19 protein-coding genes are annotated in these 17,132 nt (G+C 73.0%); 12 read left to right on the top strand and 7 right to left on the bottom strand.

Features of this window, described 5'->3' with window-relative positions; translation table 11 throughout:
• Nucleotides 1-71: 71 nt before the first annotated feature.
• Together E8M80_RS12350 and E8M80_RS12355 are read left to right on the top strand one after the other, a co-directional pair.
• Nucleotides 72-845, top strand: coding sequence for a (Fe-S)-binding protein (locus tag E8M80_RS12350; protein WP_137126005.1), 774 nt, complete (start codon nt 72-74; stop codon nt 843-845).
• Nucleotides 842-1,573, top strand: coding sequence for a 2OG-Fe dioxygenase family protein (locus E8M80_RS12355; RefSeq protein ID WP_240790007.1), 732 nt, complete (start codon nt 842-844; stop codon nt 1,571-1,573). Before E8M80_RS12350 ends, E8M80_RS12355 begins: the two co-directional genes overlap by 4 nt.
• Here E8M80_RS12355 and E8M80_RS12360 read toward each other — a convergent pair.
• Nucleotides 1,570-3,228 carry an alpha/beta fold hydrolase gene (locus E8M80_RS12360; protein WP_170979366.1) on the bottom strand — a complete coding sequence of 553 codons (1,659 nt, stop codon included), beginning with the start codon at nt 3,226-3,228 and terminating at the stop codon, nt 1,570-1,572. The genes E8M80_RS12355 and E8M80_RS12360 overlap by 4 nt on opposite strands.
• 149 nt (nt 3,229-3,377) lie before the next feature.
• Between E8M80_RS12360 and E8M80_RS12365 the strand changes: the two genes are divergently transcribed.
• Complete coding sequence (locus E8M80_RS12365) at nt 3,378-4,253, top strand: type 1 glutamine amidotransferase domain-containing protein (protein WP_170979367.1); 876 nt, start codon at nt 3,378-3,380, stop codon at nt 4,251-4,253.
• A gap of 16 nt (nt 4,254-4,269) precedes the next feature.
• Here the strand turns inward: E8M80_RS12365 and E8M80_RS12370 are convergent, their stop codons facing one another.
• Entirely contained in the window at nt 4,270-4,776 is a 507-nt protein-coding gene (locus tag E8M80_RS12370; RefSeq protein ID WP_137126007.1) for a fasciclin domain-containing protein, read from the bottom strand.
• A 179-nt stretch (nt 4,777-4,955) separates the two neighbouring features.
• Between E8M80_RS12370 and E8M80_RS12375 the strand changes: the two genes are divergently transcribed.
• From E8M80_RS12375 to E8M80_RS12400, 6 genes are all read left to right on the top strand, one after another.
• Nucleotides 4,956-6,380: a LutB/LldF family L-lactate oxidation iron-sulfur protein gene (locus E8M80_RS12375; RefSeq protein WP_240790008.1), complete on the top strand. Its 1,425-nt coding sequence runs from the start codon at nt 4,956-4,958 to the stop codon at nt 6,378-6,380.
• 4 nt (nt 6,381-6,384) lie between these two features.
• Nucleotides 6,385-7,080: an LUD domain-containing protein gene (locus E8M80_RS12380; RefSeq protein ID WP_137126009.1), complete on the top strand. Its 696-nt coding sequence runs from the start codon at nt 6,385-6,387 to the stop codon at nt 7,078-7,080.
• Nucleotides 7,077-7,604 carry a Smr/MutS family protein gene (locus E8M80_RS12385; RefSeq protein ID WP_170979368.1) on the top strand — a complete coding sequence of 176 codons (528 nt, stop codon included), beginning with the start codon at nt 7,077-7,079 and terminating at the stop codon, nt 7,602-7,604. The genes E8M80_RS12380 and E8M80_RS12385 overlap by 4 nt, the downstream gene beginning before the upstream one ends.
• Before the next feature lie 145 nt (nt 7,605-7,749).
• The gene (locus E8M80_RS12390) at nt 7,750-8,118 is read left to right on the top strand and encodes a helix-turn-helix domain-containing protein (protein WP_137126010.1); all 369 of its coding nucleotides are present in this window, start codon (nt 7,750-7,752) and stop codon (nt 8,116-8,118) included.
• Nucleotides 8,118-9,251, top strand: coding sequence for a benzoate/H(+) symporter BenE family transporter (locus tag E8M80_RS12395; protein ID WP_137126011.1), 1,134 nt, complete (start codon nt 8,118-8,120; stop codon nt 9,249-9,251). Before E8M80_RS12390 ends, E8M80_RS12395 begins: the two co-directional genes overlap by 1 nt.
• Nucleotides 9,248-9,820, top strand: a complete 573-nt coding sequence (locus E8M80_RS12400; RefSeq protein WP_137126012.1) for a DUF2585 family protein — start codon at nt 9,248-9,250, stop codon at nt 9,818-9,820. Before E8M80_RS12395 ends, E8M80_RS12400 begins: the two co-directional genes overlap by 4 nt.
• A gap of 1 nt (nt 9,821) precedes the next feature.
• On the opposite strand, the gene E8M80_RS12405 is transcribed toward E8M80_RS12400, so the two are convergent.
• Nucleotides 9,822-10,253 carry a MaoC/PaaZ C-terminal domain-containing protein gene (locus E8M80_RS12405; protein WP_137126013.1) on the bottom strand — a complete coding sequence of 144 codons (432 nt, stop codon included), beginning with the start codon at nt 10,251-10,253 and terminating at the stop codon, nt 9,822-9,824.
• Between the two features lie 62 nt (nt 10,254-10,315).
• Between E8M80_RS12405 and E8M80_RS12410 the strand changes: the two genes are divergently transcribed.
• The 3 genes from E8M80_RS12410 to E8M80_RS12420 are packed head-to-tail and all read left to right on the top strand — an operon-like array spanning nt 10,316 to nt 13,106.
• Nucleotides 10,316-11,317: a D-isomer specific 2-hydroxyacid dehydrogenase family protein gene (locus E8M80_RS12410; RefSeq protein WP_137126014.1), complete on the top strand. Its 1,002-nt coding sequence runs from the start codon at nt 10,316-10,318 to the stop codon at nt 11,315-11,317.
• Nucleotides 11,314-12,333, top strand: coding sequence for a Gfo/Idh/MocA family protein (locus E8M80_RS12415; protein ID WP_137126015.1), 1,020 nt, complete (start codon nt 11,314-11,316; stop codon nt 12,331-12,333). Before E8M80_RS12410 ends, E8M80_RS12415 begins: the two co-directional genes overlap by 4 nt.
• Nucleotides 12,330-13,106, top strand: a complete 777-nt coding sequence (locus E8M80_RS12420; RefSeq protein WP_137126016.1) for a shikimate dehydrogenase — start codon at nt 12,330-12,332, stop codon at nt 13,104-13,106. The genes E8M80_RS12415 and E8M80_RS12420 overlap by 4 nt, the downstream gene beginning before the upstream one ends.
• On the opposite strand, the gene E8M80_RS12425 is transcribed toward E8M80_RS12420, so the two are convergent.
• The 4 genes from E8M80_RS12425 to E8M80_RS12440 all read right to left on the bottom strand — a co-directional run bounded on the left by E8M80_RS12425 (nt 13,085) and on the right by E8M80_RS12440 (nt 17,067).
• Nucleotides 13,085-14,590: a tripartite tricarboxylate transporter permease gene (locus E8M80_RS12425; protein WP_240790009.1), complete on the bottom strand. Its 1,506-nt coding sequence runs from the start codon at nt 14,588-14,590 to the stop codon at nt 13,085-13,087. The two genes, E8M80_RS12420 and E8M80_RS12425, sit on opposite strands and share 22 nt — an antisense overlap.
• On the bottom strand, nt 14,587-15,117 hold the full coding sequence (locus E8M80_RS12430) for a tripartite tricarboxylate transporter TctB family protein (RefSeq protein ID WP_170979369.1): 531 nt from the start codon (nt 15,115-15,117) through the stop codon (nt 14,587-14,589). Before E8M80_RS12430 ends, E8M80_RS12425 begins: the two co-directional genes overlap by 4 nt.
• Nucleotides 15,114-16,133 (bottom strand): tripartite tricarboxylate transporter substrate binding protein, encoded by a 1,020-nt coding sequence (locus tag E8M80_RS12435; RefSeq protein WP_137126018.1) that lies wholly within the window; start codon nt 16,131-16,133, stop codon nt 15,114-15,116. Before E8M80_RS12435 ends, E8M80_RS12430 begins: the two co-directional genes overlap by 4 nt.
• 118 nt (nt 16,134-16,251) lie before the next feature.
• Entirely contained in the window at nt 16,252-17,067 is an 816-nt protein-coding gene (locus E8M80_RS12440) for a GNAT family N-acetyltransferase (protein ID WP_137126019.1), read from the bottom strand.
• Nucleotides 17,068-17,132: the final 65 nt, after the last annotated feature.

Here is a 17,132-nt window from a genome sequence, read left to right on the forward strand (position 1 = left end):
CGCCGCGCGGGGCAGACCGGCGTGCAACGGGGGCTGTGCGGGCGGCGGGCGGCTCCCTATTCTCCCGTGCCATGTCCGCATCCAAGCCGCGCGTCGCGCTGTTCGTCACCTGCCTGGTCGATCTCTATCGGCCCACGGTCGGCTTCGCCGCGATCCGTCTGCTGGAGGAAGCCGGCTGCCTCGTCGAGGTGCCGCCGGTGCAGACCTGCTGCGGGCAGCCGGCCTTCAACACGGGCGACCGCACGACGGCGCGCGACCTGGCGCGCCAGGTGATCGACGCCTTCGCGGGGTACGACCACGTGGTGGCGCCGTCGGGCTCCTGCGCGGGGATGCTGGCGCACCACTACCCGTCCCTGTTCGAGGACGACCCCGGCTACCGCGCGAAGGCCGAGGACCTGGCCGGTCGCACGCACGAACTCGTCTCCTTCCTGCGCGACGTGATGGGGATGGAGAAGGTCGCGGCCCGCTTCGACGGCACCGTGACCTACCATGATTCGTGCTCGGGCCTGCGGGAGATGGGCGTGAAGGCGCAGCCGCGCGCGCTGCTGGCCGGCGTCGAGGGGCTGGCGCTGGCCGAGATGGCCGAGCCCGAGATCTGCTGCGGCTTCGGCGGCACCTTCTGCGTGAAGTATCCCGACATCTCGACGCGCATGGTGACAGACAAGTGCCGCGACATCGCGGCAACCGGCGCCGGCACGCTGCTGGCCGGGGACCTCGGCTGCCTGCTCAACATGGCCGGCCGCCTGAAGCGCGAGGGCAGCGCCGTGCAGGTGCGCCACGTGGCGGAGGTGCTGGCCGGCATGACCGGGGACGTGGCGCCGATCGGCGAGGCGAAGACGCCGTGACCGCGCCCGCGGGCCCGCTGGCCGAGCTTGCCGCGCGGGGCTTCGCGCGTGTGCCGGGTGCGCAGATGGCGGCGCTGATGGGCGCGGGCGGCGAGCCCGGCCTGCTCGCGTCCTTCTTCGCGTCCTGGGACCGGCTGGAGACCGATGCCTTCATGCGGGACGGCGGGCGCTACCGCCGCCGCCGCATCGCCAATTTCGCCGCCGAGCCGGGCCTGCCCGGCCATGTGCGGGGCGTGCAACGGCCGCATTTCCAGGCCGTGGTGCACAATGCGCTGAACGGCGGGGTCGACCGCTGGTTCGCGCCGATCGAGGACGCGGTCGGGGCCTCGGCGCCGCTCCTCGCGCTGCTCGACATCGGCCGCGGCATGGCCGAGGCGCTGCACGGCCCGCATCCCTGGTTCGCCGAGGCGCACCAGTTCCGCATCGAGGCCGCCGCCGGTGCGCCCGGCTTCCCGACGCCCGAGGGCGTGCATCACGACGGCGTCGATTTCGTGCTGATCGCGATGATCGCGCGCAGCAACCTGGCGGGCGGGGAGACGGTGATCGAGGACGATGCCGGCAACCGCCTCGGCCAGTTCGTGCTGCGGGATCCGCTGGACACGGCGCTGGTGGACGATCCGCGGGTGAAGCATGGCGTCACGCCCGTGGCGCCGGCCGACCCGTCGCTGCCGTCCTGCCGGGACGTGCTGGTGCTGACCTGGAAGCGGGGCGGCCCGCCCCAGGCCTAGGAAGCGGTCAACAGGGTCCACCGCCCCGGCAGGCCGGAGAAGGCCCGCTCGCTGCGCGGCGCGAAGGACAGTCCGGAGCCCGCCACGAGGTCCCGGATGGTCGAGGATACCAGGACCTCTCCCGGCCTCGCCACCTCCGCGATCCGCCCGGCCAGGTGCATCGCGATGCCGCGGATCGACGGCCCGACCCGTTCGCATTCGCCGGTATGCACGCCGATGTGGGCATCGGCCCCCGAAGCACGCGCCGCGGCGATGATGGCATGGCCGCAGCGCACCGCCCGGGCCGGGCCGTCGAAGACCGCCATGCATCCAGGCCCCCGCGTCTCCGCCTCACGTCCGCGGTGCAGCGCGACCTCCCGGCGGAAGATCGCGCGAAACGCCTCCGATACCGCCGCCATGTCGACGCCCGGGACCGCAGCGAGGACCGTCGCCACGACACGATCCGGTTCCGGCAAGGGATGCGAGGCAACCACGAAATCCCGAATTGCTGCGACGACGGCATCGGTATCGCCCGTCCAGGGCGGGTGGTCGCGCCCTGCCAGTTCGACATATCGGGCCCCGGGGATGGACCGGGCCAGATGACGTCCGTGCTCGACGTCGATCGCATTGTCCCGCGCACGATGCAGGACAAGGGTGGGCACGGCGATGGTGGGCAGGATGTGTCGGACGTCTATCCCGAAGTTCATGCGCAGGAGGGAAAGCGCCGCACCGGGGCTTGCCCCCGCACGATCCATCCTTCCGCGCCAATCGCGGTAGGCCGGATCGGCCGCAAGGCTCGGCGAGTAAGCATCGACCGAGTGCCCCGTACCCCACTTCTGCTCGATCATGCGCAGGATGTTCGCCAATTGCTCCGGGGTCCGGCCCCAAGGGTGGTCCGGCGCCGCGGCAATGCGGGCGAAGGCGCCACAGAGGATCAGCGATCGCACGCGCTCGGGGCAGGTGGCGGAGAACAGCAGGCTCATCGGCCCGCCCTCCGATGCCCCCAGCAGCACGGCACGCTCCGAACCCGCCGCGTCCATCACCGCGCGCAGGTCGTCCATCCGTTCCTCGAGCGTCGCGAGGCCGGCGACGCGGTCGGAGAGACCGGTGCCCCGCTTGTCGAAGCGGATGAGCCTGCAGAAGGAGGAAAGTCCGTCGATGAACCGTGCCGGGCGCGGATCCTCCCACTCGATCTCGAGGTGCGTGACGTAGCCTTGCGCGAAGACCAGGTCGACCGGTCCTTCGCCTGTGACCTGGTAGGCGATGTGGCAGTCGCCGCTGCGCGCGTAGCGGGTCTCGGGCAGGCGGCGGACGGGCGCCGGTGCCGGAAGGGTGCCGTCCTGAACCTCGCGCGCGGGGAGAAGCATGTATCCGCGCCGCGGTATGGTGCGCAGCAGCTGGCGTTCCTCGTCGCCGATCGCGCGCCGAATGTCCGCGATGCACTGGGTCAGCGCGTCCTCGGTGACGGCTGCGTCATTCCAGACCGCCGCAAGCAGGTGATCGCGGCCGACGACACGGCCCAGATTGGCCGCCAGCAGGCCCAGCACCGCGAATGAGCGGGGCCGAAGCGGCACGTAGCCGCCCCCCTCCTGTCGCAATTCGGCGCGTGCCGGATCGATGATGAAGCCGTCGATCCGTATCGGGCCCGTTGCCTGGGGGGGAATCGCTTCGGCCATGCGCCTCTCGCCTGAACGGCTCGATCCTAGCCGTTGTCGCCGAACGCAAACAATTCTTCGGAACTCCTTCAGGACTTGGCCCGGCGAAGCCGGCCAGCATGCGTTCATTCGCGCCGGGTCCCGCCGGCGCCAGTCGGAAGGAGCATTCGATGCTGCGGCGTGAATTCGCGAAGATTCTCGGTGCGGCGGCCACTGCCGCGATCGTGGCGCCTGCCGTGGCCCAACCCGGCCCGCGCGGGCGCGTGCTGTTCGTGGTGTCGAGCGCGCAAATTCTCGATCTCCAGGATGGCCGGACCTACCGCACCGGCTTCTTCCTCAACGAGGTTGCCATCCCGGCGCAGGCCATGCGGCAAGCCGGGTTCGAACTCGTCTTCGCCAATCCGCAGGGCAACGCCGCCACCTGGGACGAGCGCTCCGCAGCCCCCGGGTTCTTCGGCGGCAGCGCAGAGCGTCTCGAGGACGCGAAGCGGTTCGTGCAGGGGCTCGAGGGGCTACGCCAGCCACGGAAGCTGGCCGAGATCCGCGCGGAAGGGATCGGCGCCTACGCCGCCGTCTTCGTCCCGGGCGGCCACGCGGCAATGCAGGACCTGCCGACCGATGCGGATCTCGGCGCCGTACTGCGGGCATTCCATGAGGCGAGGAAGATCACGGCCGCCATTTGCCATGGCCCGGCGGCGCTGCTCTCCACCTTGCCCGATCCTGCCGCCTTCGTCGCCGCGATGGCGGCTGGCGACGTGAATGCGGCGCAGCGTGTCGCTGCTGGCTGGATCTACGCCGGCTACCACATGACGGCCTTCACCACCTCCGAGGAGCGGCCGGTGGAGGCACGGATGCTGCAGGGCCGTGTGCGGTACTACCCGACCGAGGCGCTCGCCCAGGCCGGCGCCCGCGTCATCACCGGCCCCGACCGTCGCAGCCTGGTCGTTCACGACCGCACGCTGATCACCGGCCAACAGCCCGTCTCGGACGCCGAATTCACCGAGGTGGTCATGCGTGCGCTGCAGCAGCGGCAGGCGAGCAACTGAGCCTGTCGCCCCGGCCTCAGGCCGGCACGAGCACCGCGCCGATCACGTGCACCACGCCGTTGCTGCACAGGATGTCCGGCCGCAGGATCGAGCCAGAGGCGCCCGTCGGCGGCCCGCCGGCGCGCGCGGCCTGGATGCGGGGCTCGGCTGGCGTGCCGCCGACCACGCGGATGTCGATGCCGCTCAGCATCCGGACGCGGCCGTTGCGGGCGCGGATGTCCGCCAGGCGCAGCCGGCCGCCGGCGATCAGGTTGCGCAGCGAGGCTGCGCCGCCGTTGCGGAAAGCCGGGCTGGCGGCGGACCAGGCGAGGTTGGTCGGCGCAAAGACCGTGAAGGGCCCCGGGCCGGCCAGCACGTCGTCCAGACCGGCGCTGCGCAGCGCCGAGCGGAACTCCGAGACGTCCGACTGCGTGCCCAGCACGTCCATGATCGGGAAGCGGCCATCCAGCGTCACGCCCGGCTGGCAGGCCGAAAGGAACAGCGCTCCGCCGCCGGCGGCGAAAAGGGAACGTCGCGTAATCACCGGCGTCTCTCCTTGGCATCGGGACGAATCGCAACATGCGAATCCGGCCCCCGCAGGCCGGGGGCGCGGCCTTTTGGCCCCGCGGGCCGCGAAGGGCAAGCCCAATGAAGGTCCGGCGCTGTCGCGGCGCCGGCTTCGCGCTACATTGGGGGCCAGCGTTTCGTCTCGGGGTTGCAGCCTTGGTCCAGATCACGTCACCCGCCTTCAAGCAGAATGCCGCGCGCGCGCTGGCCGATGCGGGGCTTCAGAAGGCGCTCGGCAAGGCCAAGGGCGCTTTCCTGCAGCGCCGCGCGGAAGCCGTGGCCCGCCTGCCGGAATTCGAGGCGCTGCGCGACATCGGCCGCGACATCAAGAATCACACCCTGGCCAACCTCGACGCCTACCTCGAGACCTATGCCGCCAATGTCGAGCGCGCCGGCGGCACCGTCCACTGGTGCTCGACGGCCGAGGAGGCGCGCGCCGCGGTGCTCGGGATCTGCCAGCGCGCCGGCGCGCGCACCGTGACCAAGGGCAAGTCCATGATCTCCGAGGAGATCGCGGTCAACGACCACCTCGAGGCGCATGGCATCACCCCTGTCGAGACCGACCTCGGCGAATACATCATCCAACTCAGGCGCGAGCACCCGTCGCACATCATCGCCCCTGCCTTCCACCTGAACCGGGAGGATTGGGAGGCCGATTTCCGGCGGATGCACACCGACCTCGACCCGAACCGCGTCTTCGCCGAGCGCCGCGACATCCTGACCGAGGCGCGCACCAAGCTGCGCGAGCGCTTCCTCGCCGCCGACGTCGGCATCACCGGCGCCAACTTCCTGATCGCCGAGACCGGCAGCAGCGTCATCGTCACGAACGAGGGCAATGGCGACCTGACGCAGACGCTGCCCCGCGTGCACATCGCGCTGGCCTCCATCGAGAAGGTGGTGCCGACGCTCGAGGATGCGACATCGCTGCTGCGGCTGCTGGCGCGGTCCGCCACGGGGCAGGATTTCTCGGTCTACACGACCTTCAGCACTGGCGCGCGCCGGCCGGCCGACCTCGACGGACCGGAGGAATACCACGTCGTCCTGATCGACAACGGCCGGTCGAACATGATCGGCTCCGAGTTCCAGGACATGCTGCGCTGCATCCGCTGCGCCGCCTGCATGAACCACTGCCCGGTCTACGGCGCGACCGGGGGGCATGCCTATGGCTGGGTCTATCCGGGGCCGATGGGCTCGGTGCTGACGCCCTCCCTGGTCGGCGTGGACAAGGCGGCGCACCTGCCCAATGCGTCCACCTTCTGCGGCAAGTGCGAGAGCGTCTGTCCCGTGAAGATCCCGCTGCCGAAGCTGATGCGCCATTGGCGCGAACGGGAGTTCGAACGCCACCTGACGCCCTCGGCCGTGCGGAGCAACCTCGCGCTCTGGGCGTGGTTCGCGAAGCGGCCGGGGATGTACCGCGCCGCGACGCGGGCCGCGGTCGGCGCGCTGCGGCTCATCGCCCGCGGCCGGGGCGCCCTGCGGTCGCTGCCGCTGGCCGGCGGCTGGACCGAAGGGCGCGACCTGCCGGTGCCCGAGGGCGGCACCTTCATGTCCCGCTACGCGAAGCAGCAGCGGGGGCGGTAGGGGCATGAGCAAGGACGCCATCCTCGGCGCCATCCGCCGCGGCCTGAAGCGCGGCCCGCTGCCGGCCGACCAGCGCGCCATGATCGACGGGCGGCTCGCGAGCCATCCGCGCCACCTGATCCCGGCGCGGTCCCGCCTGCCGCGGCCGGAGCAGGTCGCGCTGTTCGTCGCAAATGTCGGGAAGGAGTTCGGCACGGTTGCGCGCGTGGCGGATGCCGATGCGGTGCCCACCGCCATCGCCGCCTACCTGGCGCAGCAGAACCTCGCGCCGCGCTTCGTGCTCGCGCCGCATCCCGACCTCGCGGCGCTGCCCTGGGCCTCGGCGCCGATGCTGGAGTTCGAGGCGCGCCGCGCGCAGCCCGACGACCTCGTCGCCGTGCAGCACGGCTACGCCGCCATCGCCGAGACCGGCACGCTGATGCTGCCCTCCGGCCCCGAGCGGCCGACCACGCTCAACATCCTGGCCGAGACCGAGATCGTCGTGCTGCGCGCGTCGCGCATCGTCGGCGCCTACGAGGAAGCCTGGGACCTGCTGCGCGACGGCCGCACGGGGGGCTTCATGCCGCGCAACGTGATGCTTGTGACCGGCCCGTCGCGCTCGGCCGACATCGAGCAGACGCTGGAACTCGGCGCGCACGGGCCGCGGCGCCTGCACGTCATCCTGATCGACGACGACCCCGCCGCGCTGCCCGCCCCATGATCCGCCGCCGCCCGCGCGGCCTCAGCGAGGCCGACCGCGCGCTGTGGCGGGCCTATGCGGCAGAAGTGGTGCCGCTGCCCGGGCGCGAGTTGCCGCCCGAGGTGGCCCCGCCGCCGCTGCCCGTCGTGACCGCGCCCATCCTTGTGGCGCCGCCGCCCCCCGCGCGCGCCTGGGCGCCGCCCGACATCGCGGTGAACGCGCCGCCGTCCGGGCTCGACGACCGGCGCTGGCGCGACCTCCGGCGCGGGCGCATCCGACCGGAGCGCACGCTCGACCTGCATGGCCGGCGCGCGCAGGACGCGCATACGGCCGTGCGCGGCTTCCTGGCCGATGCCTATGCCGACGGGCTGCGCTGCGTGGCGGTGATCACGGGGCGAGGGTCCTCGGAGGAAGGCGGCGTGCTGCGGCGGGAATTGCCGCATTGGCTGAATGCGCCGGACCTGCGGCGGATCCTGCTGGGGGCGGCGCATCCGCACAGCGCGAATACGGGGGCGGTGCATCTGTTGCTGCGCAGGCGGCGATGAGGGCGACCAGAATATGCGGGGGAGAGAACTCCCCCGCCCCCCCTCCTTCTTTTGCCACCTTGGCGCCGGTCCCGAAGGTCGGTCCCCAGGTTTCAAAGAAGGGAGGGGGTTCGGGGGAGGTTCACCCTCCCCCGACCTTGTCTCCATGACCCCTTTCGGCGCCCGCCTGCGCGAGCTCCGCGCCCAGCGCGGCGTGACGCTGAAGGGTCTGGCTGCCGCGCTGCAGGTCTCGGCCGCCTATCTCTCGGCACTCGAGCACGGGCGGCGCGGGCGGCCCTCGGCCGGATTGGTGCACCAGGTGAACGAGTATTTCGGGCTGATCTGGGACGATGCCGAGGACCTCGCGCGGCTCGCGCGACAGTCGCATCCGCGCGTCGTGCTGGATACGGCGGGGCTGGCGCCGGAGGTGACGGACCTCGCGAACCGCCTCGCGCGCGAAATCCGGCACGTGACGCCGGCGGCGGCCGCGCAGATGGCCGCGGTGCTCGACCGGCTGCCGAAGGGTAAGCGCTGATGCAGGCCGTCTCGGCGGGCCTGCTCGCGGGTTTCGTGGGCTTCGCCTCATCATTCGCGGTGGTGCTGCAGGGGCTTGTGGCGGTGGGCGCTTCGCCGGCGCAGGCGGCTTCGGGGCTGATGGCGGTCTCGGTGGCGATGGGGCTGGCGGGGATCGCGCTGTCGGTCAGGCTGCGCCTGCCCGTGAGCGTGGCCTGGTCGACGCCCGGCGCCGCGCTGCTGGCGGCCACCGCGGCGCCGGCGGGCGGCTTCGCGGAGGCCGTCGGCGCCTTCATCGCCTGCGGCGTGCTGCTGACGCTGGCGGGGCTGTGGAAGCCGCTCGGCCGTGCCGTCGCGGCCATCCCGGCGTCGCTGGCGAATGCGATGCTGGCGGGCATCCTGTTCACGCTGTGCCTCGCGCCCGTGCGCGCGGTGGCGGAGCAGCCGGTCGCGGGGCTGGCGATCGTCGGCGCCTGGGCGGTGGTGGCGCGCGTGAACCGGCTGCTCGCGGTGCCGGCGGCGGTGGCGGTCGCGGTGGGGGTGATCGCCGCCTCGGCGCCGCTCCCGGGGGGCGGCTGGATGCCGGCGCCGGTCTTCGTGATGCCGGGCTTCTCGGTGGCGGCGATGACCGGCATCGCGCTGCCGCTGTTCATCGTGACCATGGCGTCGCAGAACATCCCGGGGCTCGCGGTGCTCTCGGCCAATGGCTTCCGGCCGGCGGCGGGGCCGCTGTTCGCGACGACGGGGGCGTTCAGCATCGCGGCGGCGCCCTTCGGATCCCATGCGGTGAACCTCGCCGCCATCACCGCGGCGCTCTGCGCGGGGGAGGGTGCGGGCCCCGATCCCGCGCGACGCTGGGTCGCGGCGGTGGTGGCGGGGGCCGTCTATGTCGTGTTCGGGCTGCTGGCGGGGGCGGTGACCGTGTTCGTCGCGGCGGCGCCGCCGGTGCTGATCCAGGCGGTGGCGGGGTTGGCGTTGCTCGGTCCCTTCGGGGGCGCGATGCTGGGCGCGGTGCATGCCCCGCAGGGGCGGGAAGCGGCGCTGGTCTGCTTCGTCGTCACCGCCTCGGGCGTCGCGTTCCTTGGCATCGGTGGGGCGTTCTGGGGGCTTCTGGCGGGGGGCGGGATGATGCTGCTGGCACGGTGGCGGGCATGAGCGCGAGGTGGCTGCCCTGGGCTGCGATGGCGGGGATCCTCGCGGGCGTCGCGACGATCCAGTTCGCGATCGGGCGGCTGGTGATCTGCGCCTGCGGCTATGTCTCGCTCTGGCACGGGGATGTCTGGTCGTCGGGCAATTCGCAGCACCTGACGGACTGGTACACGCTGTCGCACCTGGCGCACGGCTTCATCTTCTACGCGGCGATGCGCTGGCTGCGCCCGGGCTGGAGCGTCGCCTGGCGCGCGGTGGCCGCGCTGCTCGTCGAAGGCGCGTGGGAAGTGGTGGAGAACACGTCCCTCATCATCGACCGCTACCGGGAGGTGACGGCCTCGCTCGACTACTTCGGCGACAGCATCGTGAATTCCTTCGGCGACGGCGTCGCGATGCTGGTGGGCTTCTTCCTCGCGGCACGGCTGCCGGTCGCGGTGTCTGTGCTCATCGTGATCGGCATGGAGGGCCTGGCCGGCTGGATGATCCGCGACAACCTGGTGCTGAACGTGCTGATGCTGCTCTGGCCGGTCGAGGCGGTGCGCGAATGGCAGATGCAGGGGGCGCCGAGGCCCTGAGTCAGGGCAGGACCCACTTCATGACATGCCGCCCGGCCAGCACGGTCTCGCCGCGCTGGTTCGTGACCGCGATCCGGCTGTCGCTGCGGCGCGCCGCGGGATCCAGCGCCTCGACCGTATAGAGGGCCGCCAGCGTGTCGCCCACGAAGGCGGGCTTCAGGAAGCGCACCCGGTCGTAGCCGAGGGAGGCCGGCGTGCCCTCGGCCCCCGCAGCGATCGACCGCTGCGCGATCATCGAGGCGCAGGTGGAACAGAGCCCGAGCACCAGCGCGCCATGCGCGATGCGCGCGCCGAAGGCCGTACCGCCCGCGTAGTCGGCATCCATGTGCAGCGGGTCGAAATCCCCCGTGATGGCGGCGCAGAGCGCGATGTCCATGTCCGTGACGGTGCGCGCGAAGCGGACGCTGTCGCCGATGGCGAGCCCGAAGCGCATGGCCCGTGTTCCCTTCCCGGTCGGACAGGATAGGCTGCCCGCAACGAGGGAAGGAAGCGACCATGCTGCGCGTGTTCCTGGCGCATACGCCGGAGATGTTCGGGGGGTACTACGGCGCCCGCGCGCTCGCGGCGCTTGCGCGCCATGCCGAGGTGATCCGCAACCCTGGCGACACCGTGCTCTCCGGCGCAGCGCTCGCCGAGGCCGCGCGCGGCTGCCAGGCGATCGTGGCCGACCGCGCGACGCCCGGCACGGCCGCGACCTTCGCCGCCGCGCCCGACCTCGTCGCCTTCCTGCGCGTCGCGGTCGATATCAGCACCATCGACGTGCCGGCGGCGAGCGCGGCGGGCGTGCTCATCACGCGCGCCACGCCCGGCTTCGTCGACAGCGTCACGGAACTGGCGCTGGGCTTCATGGTGGACCTGGCGCGTGACGTCTCCGGGCATGTGCAGGCCTATCGGCGCGGCGAGGAGCCCGCCGGGCGCATGGGCCTGCAACTCAGCGCCGCGACGCTCGCCATCATCGGCTACGGGCGGATCGGGCGGCGGCTGGCGGAGGTGGCGCTGGCGCTCGGCATGCGCGTGGTCGTGAGCGATCCCTTCGCGGCGGTCGACGACCCGCGCATCGCGCAGGCGCCGTTCGAGGAAGCGCTGGCCGCGGCCGACATCGTCGTCTGCCTCGCAATCTCCGATGCCGCGACGCGCGACCTGTTCGGCGCCGCGGCCTTCGCGCGGATGCGGCCGGGGTCGCGCTTCATCAACCTCTCGCGCGGGGAACTGGTGGATGAACGCGCGCTGGAGGCGGCGCTCGACAGCGGGCACCTTGCCGGCGCCGCGCTCGATGTCGGGCGCGCGGCGGACCAGCGGCCCTCGGCCTTCCTCGCGCGCCGCGCCGACGTGATCGCGACGCCGCATGTCGCGGGCATGACGCCCGAAGCCATGGAGCACCAGGCGATGGACACGGTCCGCCAGGTGGCGGCGCTGGCGCGGGGCGAGATGCCCGACGGCGCCGTGAACGCCGCGGCCGCGCATCGCCTGGCGCGGATCGGGGTCAGCGCGGCATGATCGGGGTCGGCATCGTCGGGCTGGGCCTCGCGGTGAAGCCGCATGCGCTGGCGCTGCGCGACCTCGAGGCGGCCGGGCGAGCGCGGGTGGTGGGCGGCTTCGCGCCCTCCGCGGACCGCCGCGCGGCCTTCGCCGCCGCCTGGCACTGGCCCGCCTTCGACAGCCTGGACGCGCTGCTGGCCGCACCGGCCCTCGACCTCGTCGTGATCCTGACGCCGCCGCGCACGCACCTGCCCCTGGCGGAACAGGCGTTGGCGGCGGGCAAGCACCTGCTGGTGGAAAAGCCGGTCGAATGGGACGCGGCGCGCGCGGCGGCGCTGGCCGACGCCGTCACCCGCGCCGGGCGACGGGCCGGCGTGGTGTTCCAGCACCGGTTCCGCCCGGCGGCCCGGCGGCTGAAGGCGGTGCTCGAGGATGGCGCGCTCGGTCGCGTCCTGTCCGCCTCCGCGTCCATCCGCTGGTGGCGCGACGACGCCTATTTCGCGACGCCCGGGCGCGGGACGAAGGCGCGCGACGGCGGCGGCGTGCTGCTGACCCAGGCGATCCACACGCTCGACCTGCTGCTGCACCTGGCCGGGCCGGTCGAGAGCGTGATGGGCATGGCCTGCAATTCGGGCCTGCGCGCGGTCGACACCGAGGACGTCGCCGCCGCCGCGCTGCGTTTCGCGAACGGGGCGATCGGCGCGGTGGACGCGACCACGGTCGCGCGCCCGGGCTTTCCGGAACGGATCGAGATCGCCGGCACGCAGGGCTCGGCTGTGCTGGTCGCCGAGCGTCTGGACCTGCACGTCGCGGGCCGCGCGCCGGAGGTGATCGACCACGGCAGCGCCGGCGGCGGCGGCGCCGACCCCATGGCCTTCGACCACGGGCCGCATCGCGCCATGATCGCCGAGATGATCGACGCGGTCGCGGAGCATCGTGCGCCTGCCAACGACATCGCGACCGGCCTGCTGGTGCAGCGGCTGATCGAGGCCTGGCTCCGCAGCAGCGCGACCGGGCGGGCGGAGGCGCCGTGACCATCACCGGCGCGACGCGCCTGTTCGGCATCCTGGGCGACCCCGTGGCGGTCGTGCGCAGCCCCGCCTGGTGGAATGCGCTGTTCGCGCGCGCGGGGCGCGATGCGGTGTTCCTGCCCTTCCAGGTGAGCGCGGCGGACCTCCCGCGCGCCTGGGCGGGGCTCACGGCGATCGGCAACCTCGATGGCCTGGTGCTGACCATGCCGCACAAGCAGGCGGTTCTGCCGCTGCTCGATGCCCTGGGGCCGGCCGCGCGGCTGGTCGGCGCGGCGAACACGGTGCGCCGCCTGCCGGACGGAAGCTGGGAAGGAGACATGTTCGACGGCGAGGGCTTCGTCGCCGGGCTGCGCGCGCAGGGCATCGCGCCGGAGGGGCGGCGCGTGCGGCAGGTCGGCTGCGGCGGGGCGGGACGGGCGATCGCGTTTGCCCTGGCGCGGGCGGGCGTCGCTGCCCTGGCGCTGGAGGATGCGGCGCCGGGCCGTGCGGCGGCGCTGGCGGCGGAGGTCGTCGCCGCCTTCCCCGGCGTTGCGATGGCGGGCGTGCCCGACCTGCTGGTGAACGCGACGCCGACGGGCCTCGCGCCCGGGGACGGCATGGTGTTCGATGCGTCGCTGCTGGCCCCGCGCGTCGCTGTGGCCGACGTGATCCCCAACCCCGAGGTCACGCCGCTCGTCGCCGCCGCGCGCGCTGCCGGCTGCACCGTCGCGACCGGCCGCGACATGTTCGAGGGCCAGGCGCGGCTGGCCGCCGCCTATTTCGGCATCGCCGCCTGACGGCGCCCGAACAGGCGCCCGATCCCGGGGATCGACCACAGCGCCGCGGCGAGCGTGAGTGCGCAGAGCGCCATGCTGATCGGCCGCGTGAAGAACGGCGTCAGGTCGCCGCCCGAAAGCACCAGCCCGCGCAGCAGGTTCTTGTCGAGCAGGTCGCCGAGCACGATGCCGAGCACGAGCGGCGCCATCGGGAAGCGCAGTTCGCGCAGCACGAAGCCGACCAGCCCCGCCCCCAGCATCACCCAGATGTCGAACAGCCGTGACGTGATGGCGAAGGCGCCGACGGTGCACAGCACGAACACCACCGGCATCAGGCGTTCGCGCGGGATCAGCAGGATCCAGAGCAGCGGCTTCACCAGCACCAGGCCGTAGAACAGCTTCACCATGTCCGCCACGATCAGCATGGCGACGATCTGGTAGATGAACTCCGGCGACGTGATCGCGAGCATCGGCCCGGGATTGAGGCCGTGGATCATCATCGCCGCCATCAGCACCGCGGCCGGCGCCGAGCCCGGCACCGCCAGCGTGAGGACGGGGATGATGGCGCCGGGCACGCAGGCGCTCTCGCCCGTCTCGGCGGCCATCAGGCCCTCGACGCTGCCTTTCCCGAACTGCTCGCGCTCGGCGCTCGCGCGTTTGGCGGCGGCGTAGGAGGTCCAGGCGGCGATGTCCTCGCCCAGGCCGGGCATGGCGCCGATTAAGGTGCCGAGGGCGCCGGACCGGAAGATGGTGCGCCAGTACTTCGCGATGTCGGACAGGCGCGGGATGACGCTGTCGATGGTGGACGACACCGCCTTCACGGCCGGTCCACGCATGGAGGACAGCACCTCCGCCACGCCGAACACGCCAACCAGCACGGGCAGCAGGCCGAGCCCGCCGGCGAGGTCGCCATTGCCGAAGGCGAAGCGCGGGTAGGCGTGGTTCGCCTCCTGACCGATGGTCGCGACGAACAGGCCGAGGAAGCCGGCGATGTAGCCCTTCAGCGGGTCGCCGCCGGACAGCGAGCCGGCGATGATGATGCCGAACATCGCCACCCAGAACATCTCGTAGGAGCCGAACTGCAGCGCGAATTCCCCGAAACTCGGCGCGAACAGCGCGAGGATCAGCGTGCCGAACAGCGTCCCGAGCCAGGATCCCGTCGTCGAGATGCCCATCGCCCGCCCCGCCAGCCCCTGCCTTGCGAGCGGATAGCCGTCGAGCGTGCTGGCCGCGCTGGCCGGCGTGCCCGGGATGTTCAGCAGGATGGCGCTGCGCGACCCGCCGTAGATCGCGCCCACATAGACGCAGACCAGGACCATCATCGCGACGTTCGGCCCCATGCCGAAGGTCAGCGTGGTCAGCAGCGCCACGCCCATGGTCGCGGTCAGGCCCGGCAGGGCGCCGATGACGATGCCGATCAGCACGGCCCAGAGCGCGTGGAAGGCGGCGCCGCCGGCGAAGACATGGGCGAAGCCGCCCGCGAGCATGCCGAGCGCGTCGGTCACGGCAGGCGCAGCAGGAACAGCTTCTCGAACACGAGCATCACGGCGAGCCCGGTGCCGAGGCCGATCGCCGCCGCCTCGGCCACGCGCCGGGCGCGCCGCGACGGGTCCTCGTTCCACTCGAAGGCCGTGGTGAAGGCGAAGACGAACAGAGCGGAGGCCAGCCAGAAGGGCGCCCGTCCGACCAGCACGCCCGCATAGGTCACGCCGAGCACGGCCGCGAGCGCGAGCCGCCGCCCGTCCCCGCCGCCCTGCGCCACCGGCCCGCGCGCGGCGAGGCCGCCGCGGCGCAGCGCGCGCACCCCGAGCAGCACGGACAGCAGCGCGATCATGCTGCCATGGAAACCGGGCACGATGCCGGGCGCGGTCAGCCCCGTGCCCGACTGCGCGACGAAACGCGGCATCTGGAAGGCGTGCGCCACGATGGCGACACCCAGCACGAACAGCACCGCGGCGGTCACGAGGTCCGCGCGCGGGGAGGCCGGCGCCTTCTCGCCCGAGAAGGGAGAAGGCGCCTCCGCCTCGCTCAAAGTCGGGCGATCCCGAGCGTATCGGGGGAGACGCGCGCCTTCCCGCCGTCGAAATAGAGCCAGGCGGTCTGGCGGACCATCTTCCACGCCTCGTCGTGCGCGGCCTGGCCGAAGATGGGCGCGAACAGCGCGGCGCGGCTGTTCGCGTAGTCCTTGAGGCGCTGCGAATTGGCGATGGTGTTGCGCCAGATGCCCTGCATGGTCTGCACCACGTTGTCCGGCACGCCCTTGGGCGACCAGATGCCGAAGTAGTTGGCCGGCGCCGGGATGTCCGGCAGCCAGCGCCGCACGGACGGCACCTCGATGGCCGGCGTGCTGCCCTGCGCGGCCAACGTGACCGGCGTCTCGTTCTGCACCGCGAGCGGGATCAGGCGGCGCGCGCGGATCATCTCGGCCGCTTCCACCAGCAGCACTGCGCCGAGCGGCGTTTCCCCCGACACGGTCGCGATCATCGCCGGGTTGCCGCCGTCATAGGTCGCGTGGCGGTACTGCAACTGCGTCGCCGCGCGCAGCGCCTCCATCATGTTGTGGCCGGCCGAGGAGACGCCGGCGGTCGCGACGCCGATGCCTTGCCCGCGCGACTTCAGCGCCTCCAGCGCCGCGCCGAAGTCGCGGAAGCCGGCCTGCGGGTTGGCCACCAGCACGTTTACGTTGGCCACCGCGAAGAAGAGGTTCCAGTCGGCCAGCGCGGTGTCGAGCAGGCCGAGCACCTTGTAGCAGCCGACATCGACCGCCGCGCCGGCGGCCCAGGTGAGGCCATCCTTCGGCGCCTCCAGCGCGTTGCGCGTACCGATCGAGCCCGAGGCGCCGGGCTGGTTCACCACCACGACACGCTGGCCGAGCGGCCCCTCGATCTCGGCCGCCACGATGCGCGCCATCTGGTCGGTCGACCCGCCCGCGGCCCAGGGCACGATGATCGTCACGGGACGGTCGGGCCGCCAGGCGCCCTGCGCGCGGAGCGTCGCGGGAGCCGCCATCCCGGCGGCCGTGGCGGCGAGGAGATGCCTGCGAAGCATGTCTTGACCCTTCCCTTTGCTGCGCGCGCCGCGTGATCCGCGACGTCCCGTGTGCGGTAACCCGCTGGTTACCGGCATGGTGCGGCTGTCCTTCCGCCCGCGTCAAGCGCAGGCCGGGTCAGCCGAATTCGGGGCCGGCCACCGCGGCGATCAGCGCCGCATCCCCCGGCGTTTCGGCGCCGAGCGCCATGCGCGTGAAGGGTCGCTGCAGCGCCGCGCCGTGGCGCGCGAGCCACGCCGCCACGCCGGGCCGCGCGTCGCGCAGGTCAAGCACCGGCGCGCCCGCCAGCGCCGCACTTGCGGCGGCGACCAGCGCGCAGGCATCCGCGTCGTCCCGCGCCACCACGGGACCGATCTGCGGGCCGCGCACGCCGTCCCGCGCCAGGACGAAGCCGGTGCCGTCCCGCGTCACGAAGGCGGCCCGCGGCTGCCGCGCGGCGAAGTCGCGCAGCAGCGCCGCGCGCGGCGCGCCGAAGGCGGCGGCATCCAGCGCGAGCACCGCCGGCCAGTCCTCGTCGCGCATCGGCCGCACGCCCTCGCCCGGCGGCAGGGCGCCAGGCAGCGACCAGCGCGCGAAGCCCCAGAGGTCGAGGAATCCGAGTTGCCGGTACACCTCCCGCCCCGCCGGCGTCGCATCGAGCGCGGCGCAGCGCGTGCCGGCCAGCGTCGCGACCGCCCAGCGCATCAGCGCCGTGGCGTGGCCGCGGCGGCGCATGTCCGGCCGCACCAGCACCATTGAGATCCAGGCGAGGTCCGGCCCGTAGCGGATCACGGCCGCGGTCGCGGCCAGCGCCTCGCCGCCCTCGTCCAGCGCGCGGCCCTCGCCTTCCCGCAGGAACAGCGACCAGTCGCGCGCGAGCTGGTTCCAGCCGATCAGGGCGGAGAGCGCGGCCGCGCGCGGCAGGTCGGCCTCGGTCAGGGGGCGTGGCTCCATGCCGGGATGCGACGATGGGGGGGCGCACACGTCAAGCGCTTGACGGGCGGGCCCGCGCGCCGCCC

The sequence above is a fragment of the Roseomonas sp. HF4 genome (genome assembly GCF_005222755.1).
Classification (GTDB): Bacteria; Pseudomonadota; Alphaproteobacteria; order Acetobacterales; family Acetobacteraceae; genus Neoroseomonas.